Raw genomic sequence first — 13,472 nt, 5'->3', positions numbered from 1 at the left:
TTCCGGGCCATTGCCACACGCTACGACAAGCTTGCCAGCACCTTTCTGGCCGCCGTTTACCTCGTCTCGGCTGTCATCTGGCTCAACTGACGACACGCTCTAAAGCTCCCCGTCCTCCTTCGCCAGACGGCGGTGGATGGCGGTCGCCGCTATGGCCGCCTGCCCCATGGCGACGGAGATCTGGTTGAGCCCCTCCACGATGTCCCCGGCGGCGTAGAGCCCCTCGATTCCCGTCTGCTGGTGCCCGTCGGTGACCAGCCGCCCGTCGGGGCAGATGCGCACGCCCAGCCCCTTCACCGGGTCGGTGCGCGGCACGGTGCCGAGCGCGGAATAGAGCGTGTCGAAGGCCAGCCTCTCGCCCGAGGCCGTGGTCAGCGCGGCGATGCGCCCGCCTTCGGAATGAACCTCGACCACGGGATCCTCCACGGCGCGGATGCCCGCCTCGGCCATGCGGCGCTCCTCGGCCTCTTCCAGGTTCATCGGCTCGCCGAGCGTCAGCAGCGTGATGTCGCGGGAGTAGTTGCGCAGGAACAGCGCCTCCCCCAGCGCGTCGGTGCCGAAGCCGATGACGCCGATGCGGTGGTCGATCACCTCGAACCCGTCGCAGATCGGGCAATGGCGGATCAGGCCGCGCTGCACCGCCTGATAGAGGTTGGGAAGCTGCGGCTCCAGGTCGATGACGCCGGTGGCGGTCAGCACCGTGCGGGCGCGCAGCTCCCGCCCTTCCTTGGTGCGGGCGATGAAGCCGCCCTCGTCCCGCTCCACGCTCTCCACCGTGCCCTGCTCGATGCGGGAGCCGTAGCGCTCGGCCTGGGCGCGCATGCGCGCCAGCAGCTCGTTCCCGGTCACGCCGTCGGGAAAGCCGGCATGGTTGTGCGACAGCGGGATCCAGGAGGCCCGGCTGGCCCCGGCGTCCACCACCAGGAAGCGGCGGCGATAGCGCGCCAGATAGATGGCCGCGGTCAGCCCGGCCGGGCCGCCGCCGACGACCAGCACGTCGAGACGTTCATTGTCCATGAATTCAGGGCTCACGCTGCCTTTGATGATGGGGGGCTTGGTGACGGGGGCTTTGGTGGCGGGCAACCAGGGCGAGGCAGCGGCGCACGGCTTCAAGCTCCCGCAGGTTGGCGGCGAATCCGATCATGAGGAAGCCGGCGAAGATTCCGGCGAACACCACGGCGACGGCCAGCACGACCCGCCACGGCCCTTCGAACGGCGACTGGACGAGCAGCAGCGCGCCCACCAGCCCGCCGCCCGACACGATCCCGATGCCCAGAGCGTCCAGCAAGCGCGGCAAGGTCCCGCCGTCGGCCTGCCGCGGCGGTGCCGTCTGCGTTGCCTCGCGGCGCGGATCGGGTACGGCCACCATGCGTCCGGAACCCCACGCTTGCTCCTCACGCGCAGGGAACAGTCCCGAACGGGGCCGGGTTCCCTCGGCGCGCGGCGAAGGGGCGTCCTTTCGCCGCGCCCGGCGCGCCTTGACGGTCGAAATTGCAAAAGGCAGCGTGTCATAACATCGTGTGTTGCAGCGAGGCGGCCCGTGTCCGCACCCCAGCCATCCTTCCACGCCGACGCGGAGGACAAACCGGACGCCAAGCCCCCGGTCTGCCCGGATCCGGACATCCTCGACGTCGAGCCGATGGTCCGCAACTTCGGCAGCCTCAACCCCACCGTCCACATGCTCTACGCGATGTTCATGAAGGACGAGGACGATCTTGCCAGCATGCTCCGCGACCGTCTGGCGAACAGCGACCTGCAAGGCGCCCGGCTCGCCGCGCACGCCGCGGCCGGGGCGGCCCGCACCGCCGGCGCGCGCCGTGTCGCCCGCCTCTTTTCCAGCATCGAGGACGCGATCCTCAGCGGCGACTCCGCTGTCGTGCACGACAGCGTTTCGGCCCTCGACCAGGCGCTGGCCGACGTGCGGTCCCTCATCAACCAAATTTGAGAATTCCTCAAATTTGATATAACATACCCCCGTATTCTATACGCCGGTGCCTATGCCGGATCGGGGGATGGTCATGGGGTACGAGTCCTGTTCCGTCCTGGTCGTGGAGGATGAGGTGGTCACCCGCAGCGCGTCGGTGCGGCTGCTGCGCCAACTGGGCATCGGCTCCGTGATCGAGGCGTCCGACGGGGCGGAGGCGCTGGCCCGCTGCGACCGCGTCGCCTTCGACGCCATCCTCTGCGACGTGGACATGACGCCGATGGGCGGCCTCGCCTTCGTCGAGGCGCTGCGCCAACGGGAACCGGCGGCCAGCCGCAGGGCGCCGGTCATCATGCTGACCAAGCACACGGAGCCGGAGGTGGTGTTTTCCGCTCGCCGGTTCGGGGCGACCGGCTATCTGGTCAAGCCGCTGACCCCGGCCGGGCTGCGGGACAAGCTGGAAAAGGCGCTCGCGGCGAAACAACCGAACCTCCAAAGCGGATTTCAATCCGCTTTGGACCGCGACCGCGGTCCCGGTGGGAGGGGGGACGGACGGTCGCACGTGCGACCGAAGCCCGGCCGGCGAATGAGGCCATTTGAATCCAAAGCGAACGGAAGTTCGCTTTGGTGTGACATTATTTCTTTCGTAACCAAAGCGACGGCACACTGGATGCGGACAGGGATCAGTCCGGGAGGCTCCGCATGCCGATGAACGTCCTGGAAGTCGCGATCTACGCCTTGGTCCTCACCGCGTCGCAGCCGCGCCCCTTCGAATGCGTGGCCGTGAAGCCGGAAGGCGTGAACTGCACCAACGGCCTCGCCGCCAAGGCCGACAACCCCAGCACGCTGACCTACAACACCGGCGTCCAGGTCCTGAAGGACGCCCGCGGACGCGTGCGCCTGACCAACGGGCTGAACACCGCGGTCGACGCCTCGGCCTGGGTGGTGTTCAAGGATGCGTCCGGACAGGCGAAGCTCAGCGTGCGCAAGACGGGGCCGTTCCGCTTCAAGTTCTCCAACGGCTTCACCTGCGAGATCATCGGGCTTGAGGAGGACATGGCCCGCTGCTTCAAGCCCTGACGGTCACCGGAATCACCCCAGCCGCGCCCGGTCGTGCGGCGCGTCGAGGTTCAGCGCCGGTCCCTTCGGCACGATGCCGGTCGGGTTGATCATGGTGTGGCTGGCGTAGTAGTGGCGCTTGATGTGCGCGAAGTTCACCGTCGCCGCAACGCCCGGCACTTGGTAAAGGTCGCGCAGGTAGCCGGACAGGTTCGGGTAGTCGGCGATCCGCCGCAGGTTGCACTTGAAGTGCCCGACATAGACGGCATCGAAGCGCACCAGCGTGGTGAACAGGCGCCAGTCCGCCTCCGTCCGCCGGTTGCCGACCAGCCAACGCTGTGTGGCGAGTCGCGCGTCCAGCTCGTCCAGCGCGGCGAACAGCGCGTCGAAGGCCTGCTCGTACTTTTCCTGGCTGGTGGCGAAGCCGGCCTTGTAGACGCCGTTGTTGATGCGGTCGTAGACGAAGGCGTTGATCCGGTCGATCTCCTCCGCGAGGTCGGCCGGATAGAGGTCCACCGACGCATCGCCCAGCGCGTCGAATTCCCGGTTCAGGATCCGCATGATCTCAGCGGACTCGTTGTTCACGATGGTGTCGGTTTGCTTGTCCCACAGCACCGGCACGGTGACCCGGCCGCTGTAGTCGGGCTTGGCCTTGGCGTAGACCTCGTACAGGCGGGTGGAGCCGGTGATCGGGTCGGGTTCCGGGAAGGTCCAGCCCTCCGCCCCCATCAGCGGGTCGACGACGGTCACCCCGATCACGCCCTCCAGCCGCTTCAGCGCGCGGGCGATCAGGGTGCGGTGCGCCCAGGGGCAGGCCAGCGACACGAACAGGTGGTAGCGGCCCGCTTCCGGACGGTAGGGGGTCGAGCCGTCCGCCGCTACCCGGTTCCGGAACTGTGTCTCCGGCCGTACGAACGCGCCGCCGGTGGTTTTCGTGTCGTACCACTGGTCGTGCCAGCGGCCCTCGATCAGCAGGCCCATCGCGTGTCCTCCCCCAGCCCCTCCCGATGCCCCTCCCCCAGCGGAACCGGGAGAGGGGCGTGCCGATCAACCGTGCAGCTTCTTCGCGATCTCCGCGACATGCTTGCCCTGGAAGCGGGCGCCGTCCAGTTCGACCGCGCTCGGCTGGCGGGAGCCGTCGCCGCCGGCGATGGTGCTGGCGCCGTAGGGCGTATTGCCCATCACCTCGTCCACGCCCATCTGGCCCTGGAAGCTGTAGGGCAGCCCAACGATCACCATGCCCTGGTGCAGCAGAACGATGTGCGTGCTGAGGATGGTGCTCTCCTGCCCACCGTGCTGCGTGGCGGAGGAGGAAAAGACGCTGCCCACCTTGCCGACCAGCGCGCCCTTCATCCACAAGGCGCCCGTCTGGTCGAGAAAGTTCTTCATCTGGCCCGGCATGTTGCCGTAGCGGGTCGGCACGCCGAAGATGATGGCGTCGTAGTCGGCCAACTCGTTCGGGGTCGCGATGGGGATGTTCGGCTCTTCCTTGAAGTGCGACTTCTGCCGGACCTCCTCAGGCACCAGTTCCGGCACCCGCTTGACCGTCACTTCGGTTCCGGGGACCGAGCGCGCTCCCTCCGCGGCGGCCTGCGCCATCGTCGAGATGTGCCCGTAGCTGCTGTAGTAGAGCACCAGGACCTTGGCCATGTCTCTTTCCCTCTTTGATTGGCCCTCATTGCTGGGGTGTCCACTGAGATAGCGCGTTGTGACGGGTCAGCAAATCCAACCCGCTGGAACTTCATTGTTCCAGGGTGTACAACAATGGCATGGATCGCCTCGACGACATGCTCGCCTTCATCAAGGTGGTGGACACGAAGAGCTTCACCGCCGCGGCGGAGCGCCTGAACCTGTCCAAGTCCGTGGTCTCCCGCCGCATCGCGGAGCTGGAGAACCGGCTGGGCGCCCGGCTGCTGAACCGCACGACGCGCAAGCTCAGCCTGACCGAGGTCGGGCAGGCCTATTACGAGCGCTGCACCCGCATTATCGCCGACCTGGAGGAGGCGGAACAGGCCGTCGCCGACCTGCATTCCGCCCCGCGCGGCCGGCTGCGCGTCAACGCGCCGGTGTCCTTCGGGTACAAGCACCTCGCCCCCGCGGTTGCGGAGTTCTTGGAGCGCCACCCGTCCATCGAGATCGAGATGGACCTGAACGACCGCTACGTGGACCTGATCGACGAGGGGTACGATCTGGCCGTCCGCATCGGGCGGCTGCGCGACAGTTCGCTGATCGCCAAGCGGCTCGCCCCGGCCCGGGCCGTCGTCTGCGCCAGCCCGTCCTACCTGGAGACGCACGGTACGCCGTCCGTGCCGGAGGATTTGGCCAGCCACAACTGCCTGATCTACACCAACGTCCCGACGGCCGAGCAGTGGCAGTTCCGCGTCGATGGGGAGGTCCGGTCCGTGCGCGTGTCGGGTTCGCTGCGCGCCAACAACGGCGATCTGCTGTGCGCCGCCGCGGTCGCAGGGGTGGGAATCGCGGCGCTGCCGACCTTCCTGTGCGGCGACGCGCTGGCGTCCGGCGCGTTGAAATGCCTGCTGCTGGACTGCTACTCGTTGGAATCGAACGTCTACGCGGTCTATCCGCAGAACCGGCACCTGTCGCCCAAGGTGCGCGTCTTCGTCGATTTCCTGGCCGAGCGCTTCGGGCCACGCCCCTACTGGGACTGCGCGCTGGTCGGCCTTGAGGACGGAACCGCCCTTATTCCGTCGGAGACGACCGGCGGCGGGCGCGCAGATTGAGGGCGTTGAGGAAGCTGGTCGGCTGACCGCCGGGGCCGGCAGCAGCGGCCTGACCGCCGTCCCTCTTCGGCGCGGTGGCGAGGAAGCCGCCGACGCGGGCGCGCAGTTCCACCGCGTCGTAGGCGGCGTTGTCGGCGTCCTCCGCCACCTTGCGACGCACGTCGGGGTCCAGCGTGTTGAAGGCGCGGGACGCGAATTCGAAAGCCGGCTGCGACTTGGTGGCGATCACCTGCCGCAGCGCCTTGGACACCAGCACCGTGTCGAGTCCGCCCGGACCGTCCACCCCGTCCAGAACATCGGCAAGGATGCCGATGGCCTGAATGGTCCGGTTGTCATCGAGCGAGAGAGGCTCCAGGCCGTCCATGGCACTCACTTTCGATGTTTATCGACGACGCGTGTCCCGATGTTTATCGGCGACGTAATTTTGCCGGACAGATCCTTCCGCCGGTGCGAACAAGCATAGTCTGACAGCAAGGCTCTGGCAATGCGCACGGTATTACGACGCCCGGTTGACCAGCGCCACGCCCGCGACGGTCAGCGCCATGCCGGCCAGCGCCAGGACGCCCAGCCGCTCGTCGAACATGGCCCAGGCGATCACGGCGGTGACCGGCGGAACCAAGTAGAACAGGCTTGCCACGCGGGCCGCGGCACCCCGGCGGATCAGCGCGTAGAGCAGGAAGATCGCGCCCACCGACAGCACGAAGCTGAGCCACAGCAGCGCGAAGACGAACTCCCCGGTCCAGCGGACCTGCATGGTCTCGAACAGCGGGGCGAGCACCGCCAGCACCGCCGCCGTGGCCGCGTACTGGATGGCCGCACCGCTGCGCAGGTCCATCGCCGTGCCGTGGCGCTTCTGGTAGAGCGTTCCGAAGGTGATGCCCAGCAGCGCGGCGATGGCCAGCACCATGCCGACGGCGTTGGCCGAATCGAAGCTGATCTTCTCGCTGACCACCAGCCCCACGCCGCCCAGCCCCAGCATCAGGCCGCCCCACTGGCGCGCGGTCACCCGCTCTCCCAGCAGCGGGCCGGACAGCGCCGCCGTCAGCAGCGGCTGCACGCCGACGATCAGCGCCGTCACGCCGGCCGGCATGCCCTTGGCGATGGCGCAGAAGACCCCGGTCAGATAGACGCCGTGCACCAGCAGCCCGGCCAAGGCGATCCGCCCGGCTTCCGCCCAGCACTTCGGCCAGGGTGCCCGCGTGACGAGCGCCACAAGCCCAAGCACGACGGCCACCAGCCCCAGCCGGATCAGAAGGAAGGTGATCGGCTCCGCGTAGGGAAGGCCGTATTTGGCGCCGATGAAGCCCGTGCTCCACAGCAGCACGAACACGCCCGGCATCAGGCGCACCCATTCGGGCCGCCCGCCCGTGGCGGCGGACGCTTGCACGGTCATGATTTGCTTGTCTCCCAACCCAAGGCTTGCGCCTCTTGTCCTAACCCGAGGCTTGAGCCTCTTGCATGTCCGGTCCCTGCTCTTCCACCGCCGGGGCTTGTGCCACCACCGCCGGTTTCACCGGCAGGCGCCGCGCCTCGGCGACCGCCTGGAGATGGGCGCGCAGATTGGCGTCCCGCTGCACCAGCCGGCGGAAATCCTTCTCATCCAGGACCAGCAGTTGGCAATAGCCCAGCGACCGCACGTCTGCATTGCGCCGCTGGCGGGTCAGCAGGGCCATCTCTCCGAACACGTCGCCGGTGCCCAGCTTCACCGGTTCCGGCAGGCCCGGCACCAGCACCTCCACGGCCCCCGACGCGATGAAGAACATGGCGTCGCCCCGCTCGCCCCGGCGCACGATGGTCTCCCCCGGCAGGGCGAGGCGCGGCTTCAGCAGCGTGGCGATGTCGTGCAGCCGGTCGGCCTCCAGCCCGGCGAAGAGCGGCACGCGGCCGACCAGATCCTTGAGGTCAAGCCGCAGGTCGAGCTTCGGCAGCCGTTCCAGCGCGCGGCGGCGCTGGTCGAGGTCGCGTTCCAGGTCGGTCAGGACCTCCTGGCTGATGATCGACTCCGCGTGCAGCGTGCGGTAGTCCGCCTCCTCCAGCCGCAGCGCCGCACGGCCGACGTAGCGGCTCTGCAGGACCAGCGCGTAGTCCGGGTATTGCAACTTCAGCGCGGACAGCGCCTGCTCCACCATGCCCAGCCGCACGACCAGCATGCCTTCCAGCTCGCAGGAGACATCCTCCCCCAGCACCTGGGCGATCTTGGACTTGGTGAAGTCCAGCAGCTCGCGCTGGACGGTGCGCACGCCGATCAGGATCTCGAACCGCATCGCCAGTCGCCGCGCCAGCGGGGCGTGGATGCCGAAGCGGCGGTGCAGCAGGCTCGCCACGCGCATCCAGGGGGTGAAGGCGATGAAGGGCTCCTCGAAGGCGCGGTAGCCGTTGCGCCCCTGTGCCTTCACCGCGTCGAGCAGGCGTCCGGTGCGGTTGGTCAGCAGTTCCACCACGGCGCGCGACAGCACGCCTTCCTTGAAGTGGGCGAAATACAGCTCCTCTTCCCGGTTCACCAGGATGGCGAGGCCGATGGTGATGCGGTCCTCGTTGCTGATGGGCTTTTCCGCCTCGCGCTCCCGGTCGATGGCGGACAGGCGCCCGGCGTATTGGGACACCATCGCCTCCGTCGCCGGAGCGTCCACCTCGTAATGGCGGGCGACGTCCTCCACCCGCTCCCGGATGCCGGCCAGCGACAGGGCGAGTGCGCGGTTGCGCATGGCGTGCTCCACCGGCGACAGCTGGTCGAGCCCCAGCAGCCGGATCACCGCGCGCAGCGTCGTGCCGTTGACGAACAGCGTGTAGAAGACGAAGCCGATGACCAGGATGGCGACGAAGCTCTGCACCCGGTCCGGCACGCGGGCGTTCTCCGTCACGGCGAGCGCCAGCGTCAGCGACACGGCCCCCCGCAGGCCGCCCCACAGCATCACCGCCTTGTAGGAATGGCTGACCCGCTCCGACAGACCGGCGGCGGACAGCAGCGGCAGCAGGCCGAACAGCACCAGCGCGCGCGCCGCCGTGGCGGCACCCACCACCACCAGCACGAGCCCCACGTCGACCCACCCCACCCCGCCCAGCAGGCGCGGCACCAGGATGGCCGTCAGCAGGAAGATCAGCGAGTTGGCCCAGAAGCCGAGCTGCCGCCAGACATGCTCCAGCGCCCCCCAGGTGGTCGGGGAGATACGCGTCCGCCCGACCGAGCCGATGACCAGCGCCGCCGTCACCACCGCCACGACGCCCGACGCCCCGACGTAATGCTCCGCCAGCACGTAGCTGAGATAGGCGAGCGCCACGGTCAGCGTGATCTCCGCCATCGGCTGGTTGCGCACCGGCTCCACCAGGAAGCAGACGACGCGCCCGCACAGATAGCCGGTCAGCACCCCGCCCGCGAAGTCGCGCAGGAACTCCACGGCGGCTTCCATGGCGCCGCCCTGGGCGTTGCGCGTCAGCATGCCGAGCAGCAGCGTGAACAGCGCGATGGCCGCCGCGTCGTTCAGCAGGCTTTCGCCTTCGACCAGCATGGTCAGCCGGCGCGGCGCGCCCAGGTCGCGGAACACGCCGATGACCGCCGCCGGGTCCGTGGTGGCGAGGATGGACCCCAGCAGCAAGCAGGCGACCAGCCCCACGGAGGTGAAAAGGCTGAGCGCGTAGCCGACAGCGAAGGTGCAGACGAACACCGCCACCACGGCCAGCAGCAGAATCGGCCCGATGTCGTCGAACAGCCGGCGCACGTCCACGGCCAGCGCCGTTTCGAACAGCAGCACCGGCAGGAAGATGTAGAGCAACGCCTCCGACGAGACGTCCAGCTCGGCGAGCGAATTCAGGAAGTCATGGAAGGGACCGGCCCCGGTCGTGCCGGCGAAGGCCTGGATCACCGCGCCCAGCGCCACGCCCACGGCGGCCAGCAGCACGGTGTAGGGCACCTGCAACCGCGCGGCCAGCGGCGGCAGGAAGCTCACCAGCGCAAGCAGGCCGGAAACTCCAAGGACGTAGATGACGATGTCGTGCATTGGCCCGCCTTGCCGGTTGAGGCTTGGCCTGCACGGTATCGCCGCACTTTGGCAGGAGCAAGGCCAGCGTCGGGGACAATGGTATTCTCCCTCTCCCCGGAGGGGAGAGGGAACAACAGACACTCACCCCACCGGCAGGGCCACCGTGATGCGGAAGCCGCCGGTTGCGCGGTTCTCGGCGCGGACCTTGCCGCCGAAGGCTTCGATGTTGCGGCGGACGATCCACAGGCCGATGCCGAAATGCGTCGCCTCGGCCTGGTTGTGCGCCGTTTCGTCCTCCGGCATGCCGCGTCCCGGCTCGCGCTGGGAGAAGTAGCGCTCGAAGATACGCGGCAGGTTGGCGGGATCGACGCCCGGACCCTCGTCCTCCACCACCAGCTCCGCCCAGCCGCCGCTGCGGGTCAGGCGCACGCTGACGGTGCCTTCGGACGGGGAGAAGCTGACGGCGTTCTCCACCAGATTCTCGATGACGGTTTCCAGGATGTCCTCGCCGGCCCGCACCACGATCCCGGATTCGATGCGGGATCGCATGTGCAGTTGCCGCTCGGCGAGCAGGCTGGTGTAGCCCCCGGCCATCCGCTCCACGAGGTCCGACAGGTCCACGCGGCGGCGCGGCGGGGCCAGCAGATCGGCGGCGGCCTCGTCCATACGGCGGGCGAAGGACACCAGCCCGTCCAGCTTGTCCAGCGACTTCTCGATCATGGTCAGGGCGCGCTGGCTGCGGTTGTCCCCCAGCGAGAGGGAGCGGCGCAGCGGCTCCGTCGACTGGCGGATGACCGCGATCGGGGTCTTGAAGGCGTGGGCGTTGTCCTCGGCGGCGCGGCGCAGCGACCGGGCGCTCTCGCGCAGCGTGTCGACCAGCCGGTCGAAGTCTTCGGCCACGCCGGCCAGCTCCGGCACGGTGTTGCGCGTGGCGAAGGAGCCCTGGCCGCCATCAGCCCCGATCCCGCCGCTGACGATGTCGCGGGCAAGGTCGCGGAAACGCCGCAGGTTGCGCCAGACCCCCAGCAGAACGCCCATGACCAGCACGGCCATGACCACGTAGATCAGCGCCGCGGCCTGGACCACCGGCGTGCTCCAGTAGGGCCGGCCGAGGGAGGATTCCAGATAGCCGCCGGCCGTGTGGCTGGTGACCAGCGCCCAGCAGCCGAAGGCCGTGTAGACCGGCGTGACGGAGGTCAGGATCTCCACCCCGCCCGACGAGCGCGGCAGGCGCAGGGCCAGCGGCGCGTTGCCCTCGCAGGAGGCGCCCAGACGGTCGAGGACGCCCTGCTCCAGCAGCTGCGTCCGCTCCGCGTTCAGGTCGTCGGTCGGGACCGACGGGCTTGCCCCCACATAGAAGAAGCCGTCGCTGCCCGACATGCTGCGCGGACGCACCAGCAACTTCAATCGGGTGTTGTCGTCCGCGAAGCGGCCGAGCGCCGTGCCGAGATGCGGCAGGGCCGCGCGGTTGGCGCGGGACAGGTCCGGCTCAAGCGCGCGGGCGATCAGCTCGCCCTGCTGCTGCGCGCTTTGCAGCAGCAGGGTCTGCGTCGCCACGTCGGCCCGCTGGAACTGATCGTAGATCAGGATCGGAACCGCCAGGAAGACGATGGTCAGCAGCGCCAGCCGGCTCGCCAGCGAACGCCACAGCCACCGCACCCGGACCGTGGGAAATCCCATGGTCACCCGTGCCTTGCCCGCGTGGCGGGCCTCAATCGGCAGCAGCGCCATCGACCATCACATCGTCGGCGTCGTCGCGCGTCCGGCCCGTGCCGCCCGCGCCGTTGCCCCAGCGGTAGCCGAAGCCCGGATAGTTCTCGATGCAGTCGAAGTTGGCGTCGGCGACGCGGAACTTCTGACGGATGCGCTTGATGAAGGCGCGGACGTTGGCGCGGTAGCCCGACGGACCGTAGCCGGCGACGAAGCCCTTGCCGTGCACGAGGTCGTAGATCTCGCGGTAGGACACGTCCTCTTCGGGGCGCGTCGCCATCAGCTTGACGATGTTGAACTCGGTCAGCGTCAGGTCGATGCGCTGGCCGCACCACAGGGCGCGGCTGTTGTCCAGGCGAAGCTCCAGGTTGCCGAGCGTGTGGACGGATTCCTTCGGAACCTCCGCCTCCTCCGGCGTGCCCTTGGAACCGTCGACGATGAGGCGCATGCGCTTCAGCAGGATCGACAGGCTGCGCGACTTCTCCACGAAGTCCAACGCGCCGCCGGCCAGCGCGGCCTCTTCATAAATCTGGTCCGACAGCACGGTCAGGAAGATGACCGGCAGGTCGATGCCGCGGGCGCGCATCTGCCGCAGGACGTCGATACCGTCCATCTTCGGCATGCGCCAGTCCAGCAGCACGATATCGACCGAACCGCCGTTGGCGAAGAAATCGAGCGCGGGTTCCCCGCGGTCGAAGGTGACGACCTCGTACCCCTCGTCGCCGAGGTTGAGGCTCAAGGACTCGCGGAACAGGTCGTCATCATCGACCAGGGCCACGCGGGCGAGCGTCGCCTCAGTCATTGCGGACATCCCAGCCTTGGGCGAGGAGTTGAGCGAAGCATCGTTTATCGACATCTGGGACATTTTCGCTGCTCTTCAGATCGTAAGAGAGGGCTCGGAAGTCCTGGGAGGACGTCATGTCCATGAAGAAGAAGACTTTGAGCGTGCAATCGCCCTTGGCGTAGTGCCACACCTTCGCGGGTGTCGCCTCTTCCACTGCGGCAGGGGTGCCCAGGAGACGCCGGGTCTGGAGCTGGTCCAGGCCGACGAGCGTATCGGGTGACATCGTGGCGGCCGGCGTCTTGCCGACCATGGATGTTGCGGGCGGCGCGACGGGCAAGGCCGCCACTTCCGTTCCGGCCACGTTGACCGTTCCAGCGGCGTCGCCGGTCGTCGGACCGGGCATCGCACCAGACATCGCGAGCGGCGCCGTCGTCTCCTTTGCCGTGGCCTTGGCCAGCGACGGTGGAGCAGGCTTGGCTCGCGGAACCGGGGGAACGGTCATGGCCGTGCGCCCCGCGGCTGCGGTCTGCGTCTCGGGAGGAACGGCTGTGCCGGGACATCCCGCCAGCAGCAGAACCGCCAGCATCAGGCCCGCACTGCTGCGTCGGCACCCCGCTCCGACAACAGCTCCAGCCACTTCGCGTATGGTACCCGTCATGGTCTTGCTCGGGCCTTTCAAGCATCGTGGTTGAATTCGCGGGCGGTCTTGCCGGCTCAATGCCTGCACTCGCCGCCTCCGTGAGAGCCAAAATCAGTCCATGCTGGTTAATGCGCCGTTAAACGCCCGCTATCTACCCCCTTTTCGTACGCATTTGCGACCACATTTTATTCCCACCACTTTCGATAGGGTGATTTTCGAAACAATTTGCCTCTTACAAAGACAGCGCTTTGCAGACGGATCGCTTTGGATGCGGGGTTATCGTCTTACCATCGACCGGGAGGCGAGCAGCGCAATGGAAGCACGCACAACACGCGAAGGCGCGCGACGCCGGTAAAGGCCGATGGGATGCGCAGAGGGGGAGACGGGGGAAAAGGAATGGCCCAAAAAGCAATCGGCGGCAGGGCCACCCGGGTCTGGCCCCACCGCCGGTCAGCCGGACGGGCAACGATATCGATGCGATGAGCGCGCCGAACAGCGGCTCTCACGGAGGTTGCCGCGTGAACTCCAGCCTTCTATCCGGCCGGTCCCAAGACCGGTCGGCCGCGTGCGTCCAATGCTTTCCAAGCATCAACCTTCACAGCAGAAAGGATGCGCCCACCCAAGGAAATCGTCAAGA

The 13,472-nt window shown here is 68.0% G+C and carries 14 protein-coding genes and 1 pseudogene; 5 read left to right on the top strand and 10 right to left on the bottom strand.

The window, feature by feature from the left end; genetic code table 11:
- Positions 1–90: pseudogene (locus tag ACSVC7_RS09500) on the top strand (IS5/IS1182 family transposase); the annotation flags it as partial.
- 9 nt (positions 91–99) lie between these two features.
- Here the strand turns inward: ACSVC7_RS09500 and ACSVC7_RS09495 are convergent.
- Positions 100–1,017, bottom strand: a complete 918-nt coding sequence (locus tag ACSVC7_RS09495) for an NAD(P)/FAD-dependent oxidoreductase (protein ID WP_448205475.1) — start codon at positions 1,015–1,017, stop codon at positions 100–102.
- A 4-nt stretch (positions 1,018–1,021) separates the two neighbouring features.
- A complete protein-coding gene (locus tag ACSVC7_RS09490; RefSeq protein WP_448205476.1) occupies positions 1,022–1,369 on the bottom strand; it encodes a hypothetical protein in 348 nt (115 codons plus the stop codon).
- Between the two features lie 171 nt (positions 1,370–1,540).
- Between ACSVC7_RS09490 and ACSVC7_RS09485 the strand changes: the two genes are divergently transcribed.
- The 3 genes from ACSVC7_RS09485 to ACSVC7_RS09475 are packed head-to-tail and all read left to right on the top strand — an operon-like array spanning position 1,541 to position 3,004.
- A complete protein-coding gene (locus tag ACSVC7_RS09485) occupies positions 1,541–1,945 on the top strand; it encodes an Hpt domain-containing protein (protein WP_448205477.1) in 405 nt (134 codons plus the stop codon).
- 52 nt (positions 1,946–1,997) lie between these two features.
- On the top strand, positions 1,998–2,636 hold the full coding sequence (locus tag ACSVC7_RS09480) for a response regulator (protein WP_483508215.1): 639 nt from the start codon (positions 1,998–2,000) through the stop codon (positions 2,634–2,636).
- Positions 2,627–3,004, top strand: coding sequence for a hypothetical protein (locus ACSVC7_RS09475; RefSeq protein WP_448205479.1), 378 nt, complete (start codon positions 2,627–2,629; stop codon positions 3,002–3,004). The genes ACSVC7_RS09480 and ACSVC7_RS09475 overlap by 10 nt, the downstream gene beginning before the upstream one ends.
- 12 nt (positions 3,005–3,016) lie before the next feature.
- On the opposite strand, the gene ACSVC7_RS09470 is transcribed toward ACSVC7_RS09475, so the two are convergent.
- Both ACSVC7_RS09470 and wrbA read right to left on the bottom strand, forming a co-directional pair.
- Positions 3,017–3,964: a glutathione S-transferase family protein gene (locus ACSVC7_RS09470; RefSeq protein WP_448205480.1), complete on the bottom strand. Its 948-nt coding sequence runs from the start codon at positions 3,962–3,964 to the stop codon at positions 3,017–3,019.
- Between the two features lie 66 nt (positions 3,965–4,030).
- Complete coding sequence (wrbA, locus tag ACSVC7_RS09465) at positions 4,031–4,633, bottom strand: NAD(P)H:quinone oxidoreductase (protein ID WP_448205481.1); 603 nt, start codon at positions 4,631–4,633, stop codon at positions 4,031–4,033.
- Between the two features lie 119 nt (positions 4,634–4,752).
- Between wrbA and ACSVC7_RS09460 the strand changes: the two genes are divergently transcribed.
- Entirely contained in the window at positions 4,753–5,724 is a 972-nt protein-coding gene (locus ACSVC7_RS09460; RefSeq protein ID WP_448205482.1) for a LysR family transcriptional regulator, read from the top strand.
- Here the strand turns inward: ACSVC7_RS09460 and ACSVC7_RS09455 are convergent.
- From ACSVC7_RS09455 to ACSVC7_RS09430, 6 genes are all read right to left on the bottom strand, one after another.
- On the bottom strand, positions 5,684–6,088 hold the full coding sequence (locus ACSVC7_RS09455; protein ID WP_448205483.1) for a hypothetical protein: 405 nt from the start codon (positions 6,086–6,088) through the stop codon (positions 5,684–5,686). The genes ACSVC7_RS09460 and ACSVC7_RS09455 overlap by 41 nt on opposite strands.
- A 132-nt stretch (positions 6,089–6,220) precedes the next feature.
- The gene (locus tag ACSVC7_RS09450) at positions 6,221–7,117 is read right to left on the bottom strand and encodes a DMT family transporter (RefSeq protein WP_448205484.1); all 897 of its coding nucleotides are present in this window, start codon (positions 7,115–7,117) and stop codon (positions 6,221–6,223) included.
- A gap of 40 nt (positions 7,118–7,157) precedes the next feature.
- Complete coding sequence (locus ACSVC7_RS09445) at positions 7,158–9,719, bottom strand: cation:proton antiporter (RefSeq protein WP_448205485.1); 2,562 nt, start codon at positions 9,717–9,719, stop codon at positions 7,158–7,160.
- A 123-nt stretch (positions 9,720–9,842) separates the two neighbouring features.
- The gene (locus ACSVC7_RS09440; RefSeq protein ID WP_448205486.1) at positions 9,843–11,432 is read right to left on the bottom strand and encodes a sensor histidine kinase; all 1,590 of its coding nucleotides are present in this window, start codon (positions 11,430–11,432) and stop codon (positions 9,843–9,845) included.
- Positions 11,413–12,213: a response regulator transcription factor gene (locus ACSVC7_RS09435; RefSeq protein WP_448205487.1), complete on the bottom strand. Its 801-nt coding sequence runs from the start codon at positions 12,211–12,213 to the stop codon at positions 11,413–11,415. The genes ACSVC7_RS09440 and ACSVC7_RS09435 overlap by 20 nt, the downstream gene beginning before the upstream one ends.
- A complete protein-coding gene (locus ACSVC7_RS09430) occupies positions 12,206–12,781 on the bottom strand; it encodes a hypothetical protein (protein WP_448205488.1) in 576 nt (191 codons plus the stop codon). The genes ACSVC7_RS09435 and ACSVC7_RS09430 overlap by 8 nt, the downstream gene beginning before the upstream one ends.
- Positions 12,782–13,472: the final 691 nt, after the last annotated feature.

It is taken from the genome of Azospirillum mesophilum (assembly GCF_053470405.2).
Note: the sequence above shows the minus strand (reverse complement) of the source record. Positions and strands in the feature narration are given on the sequence as shown.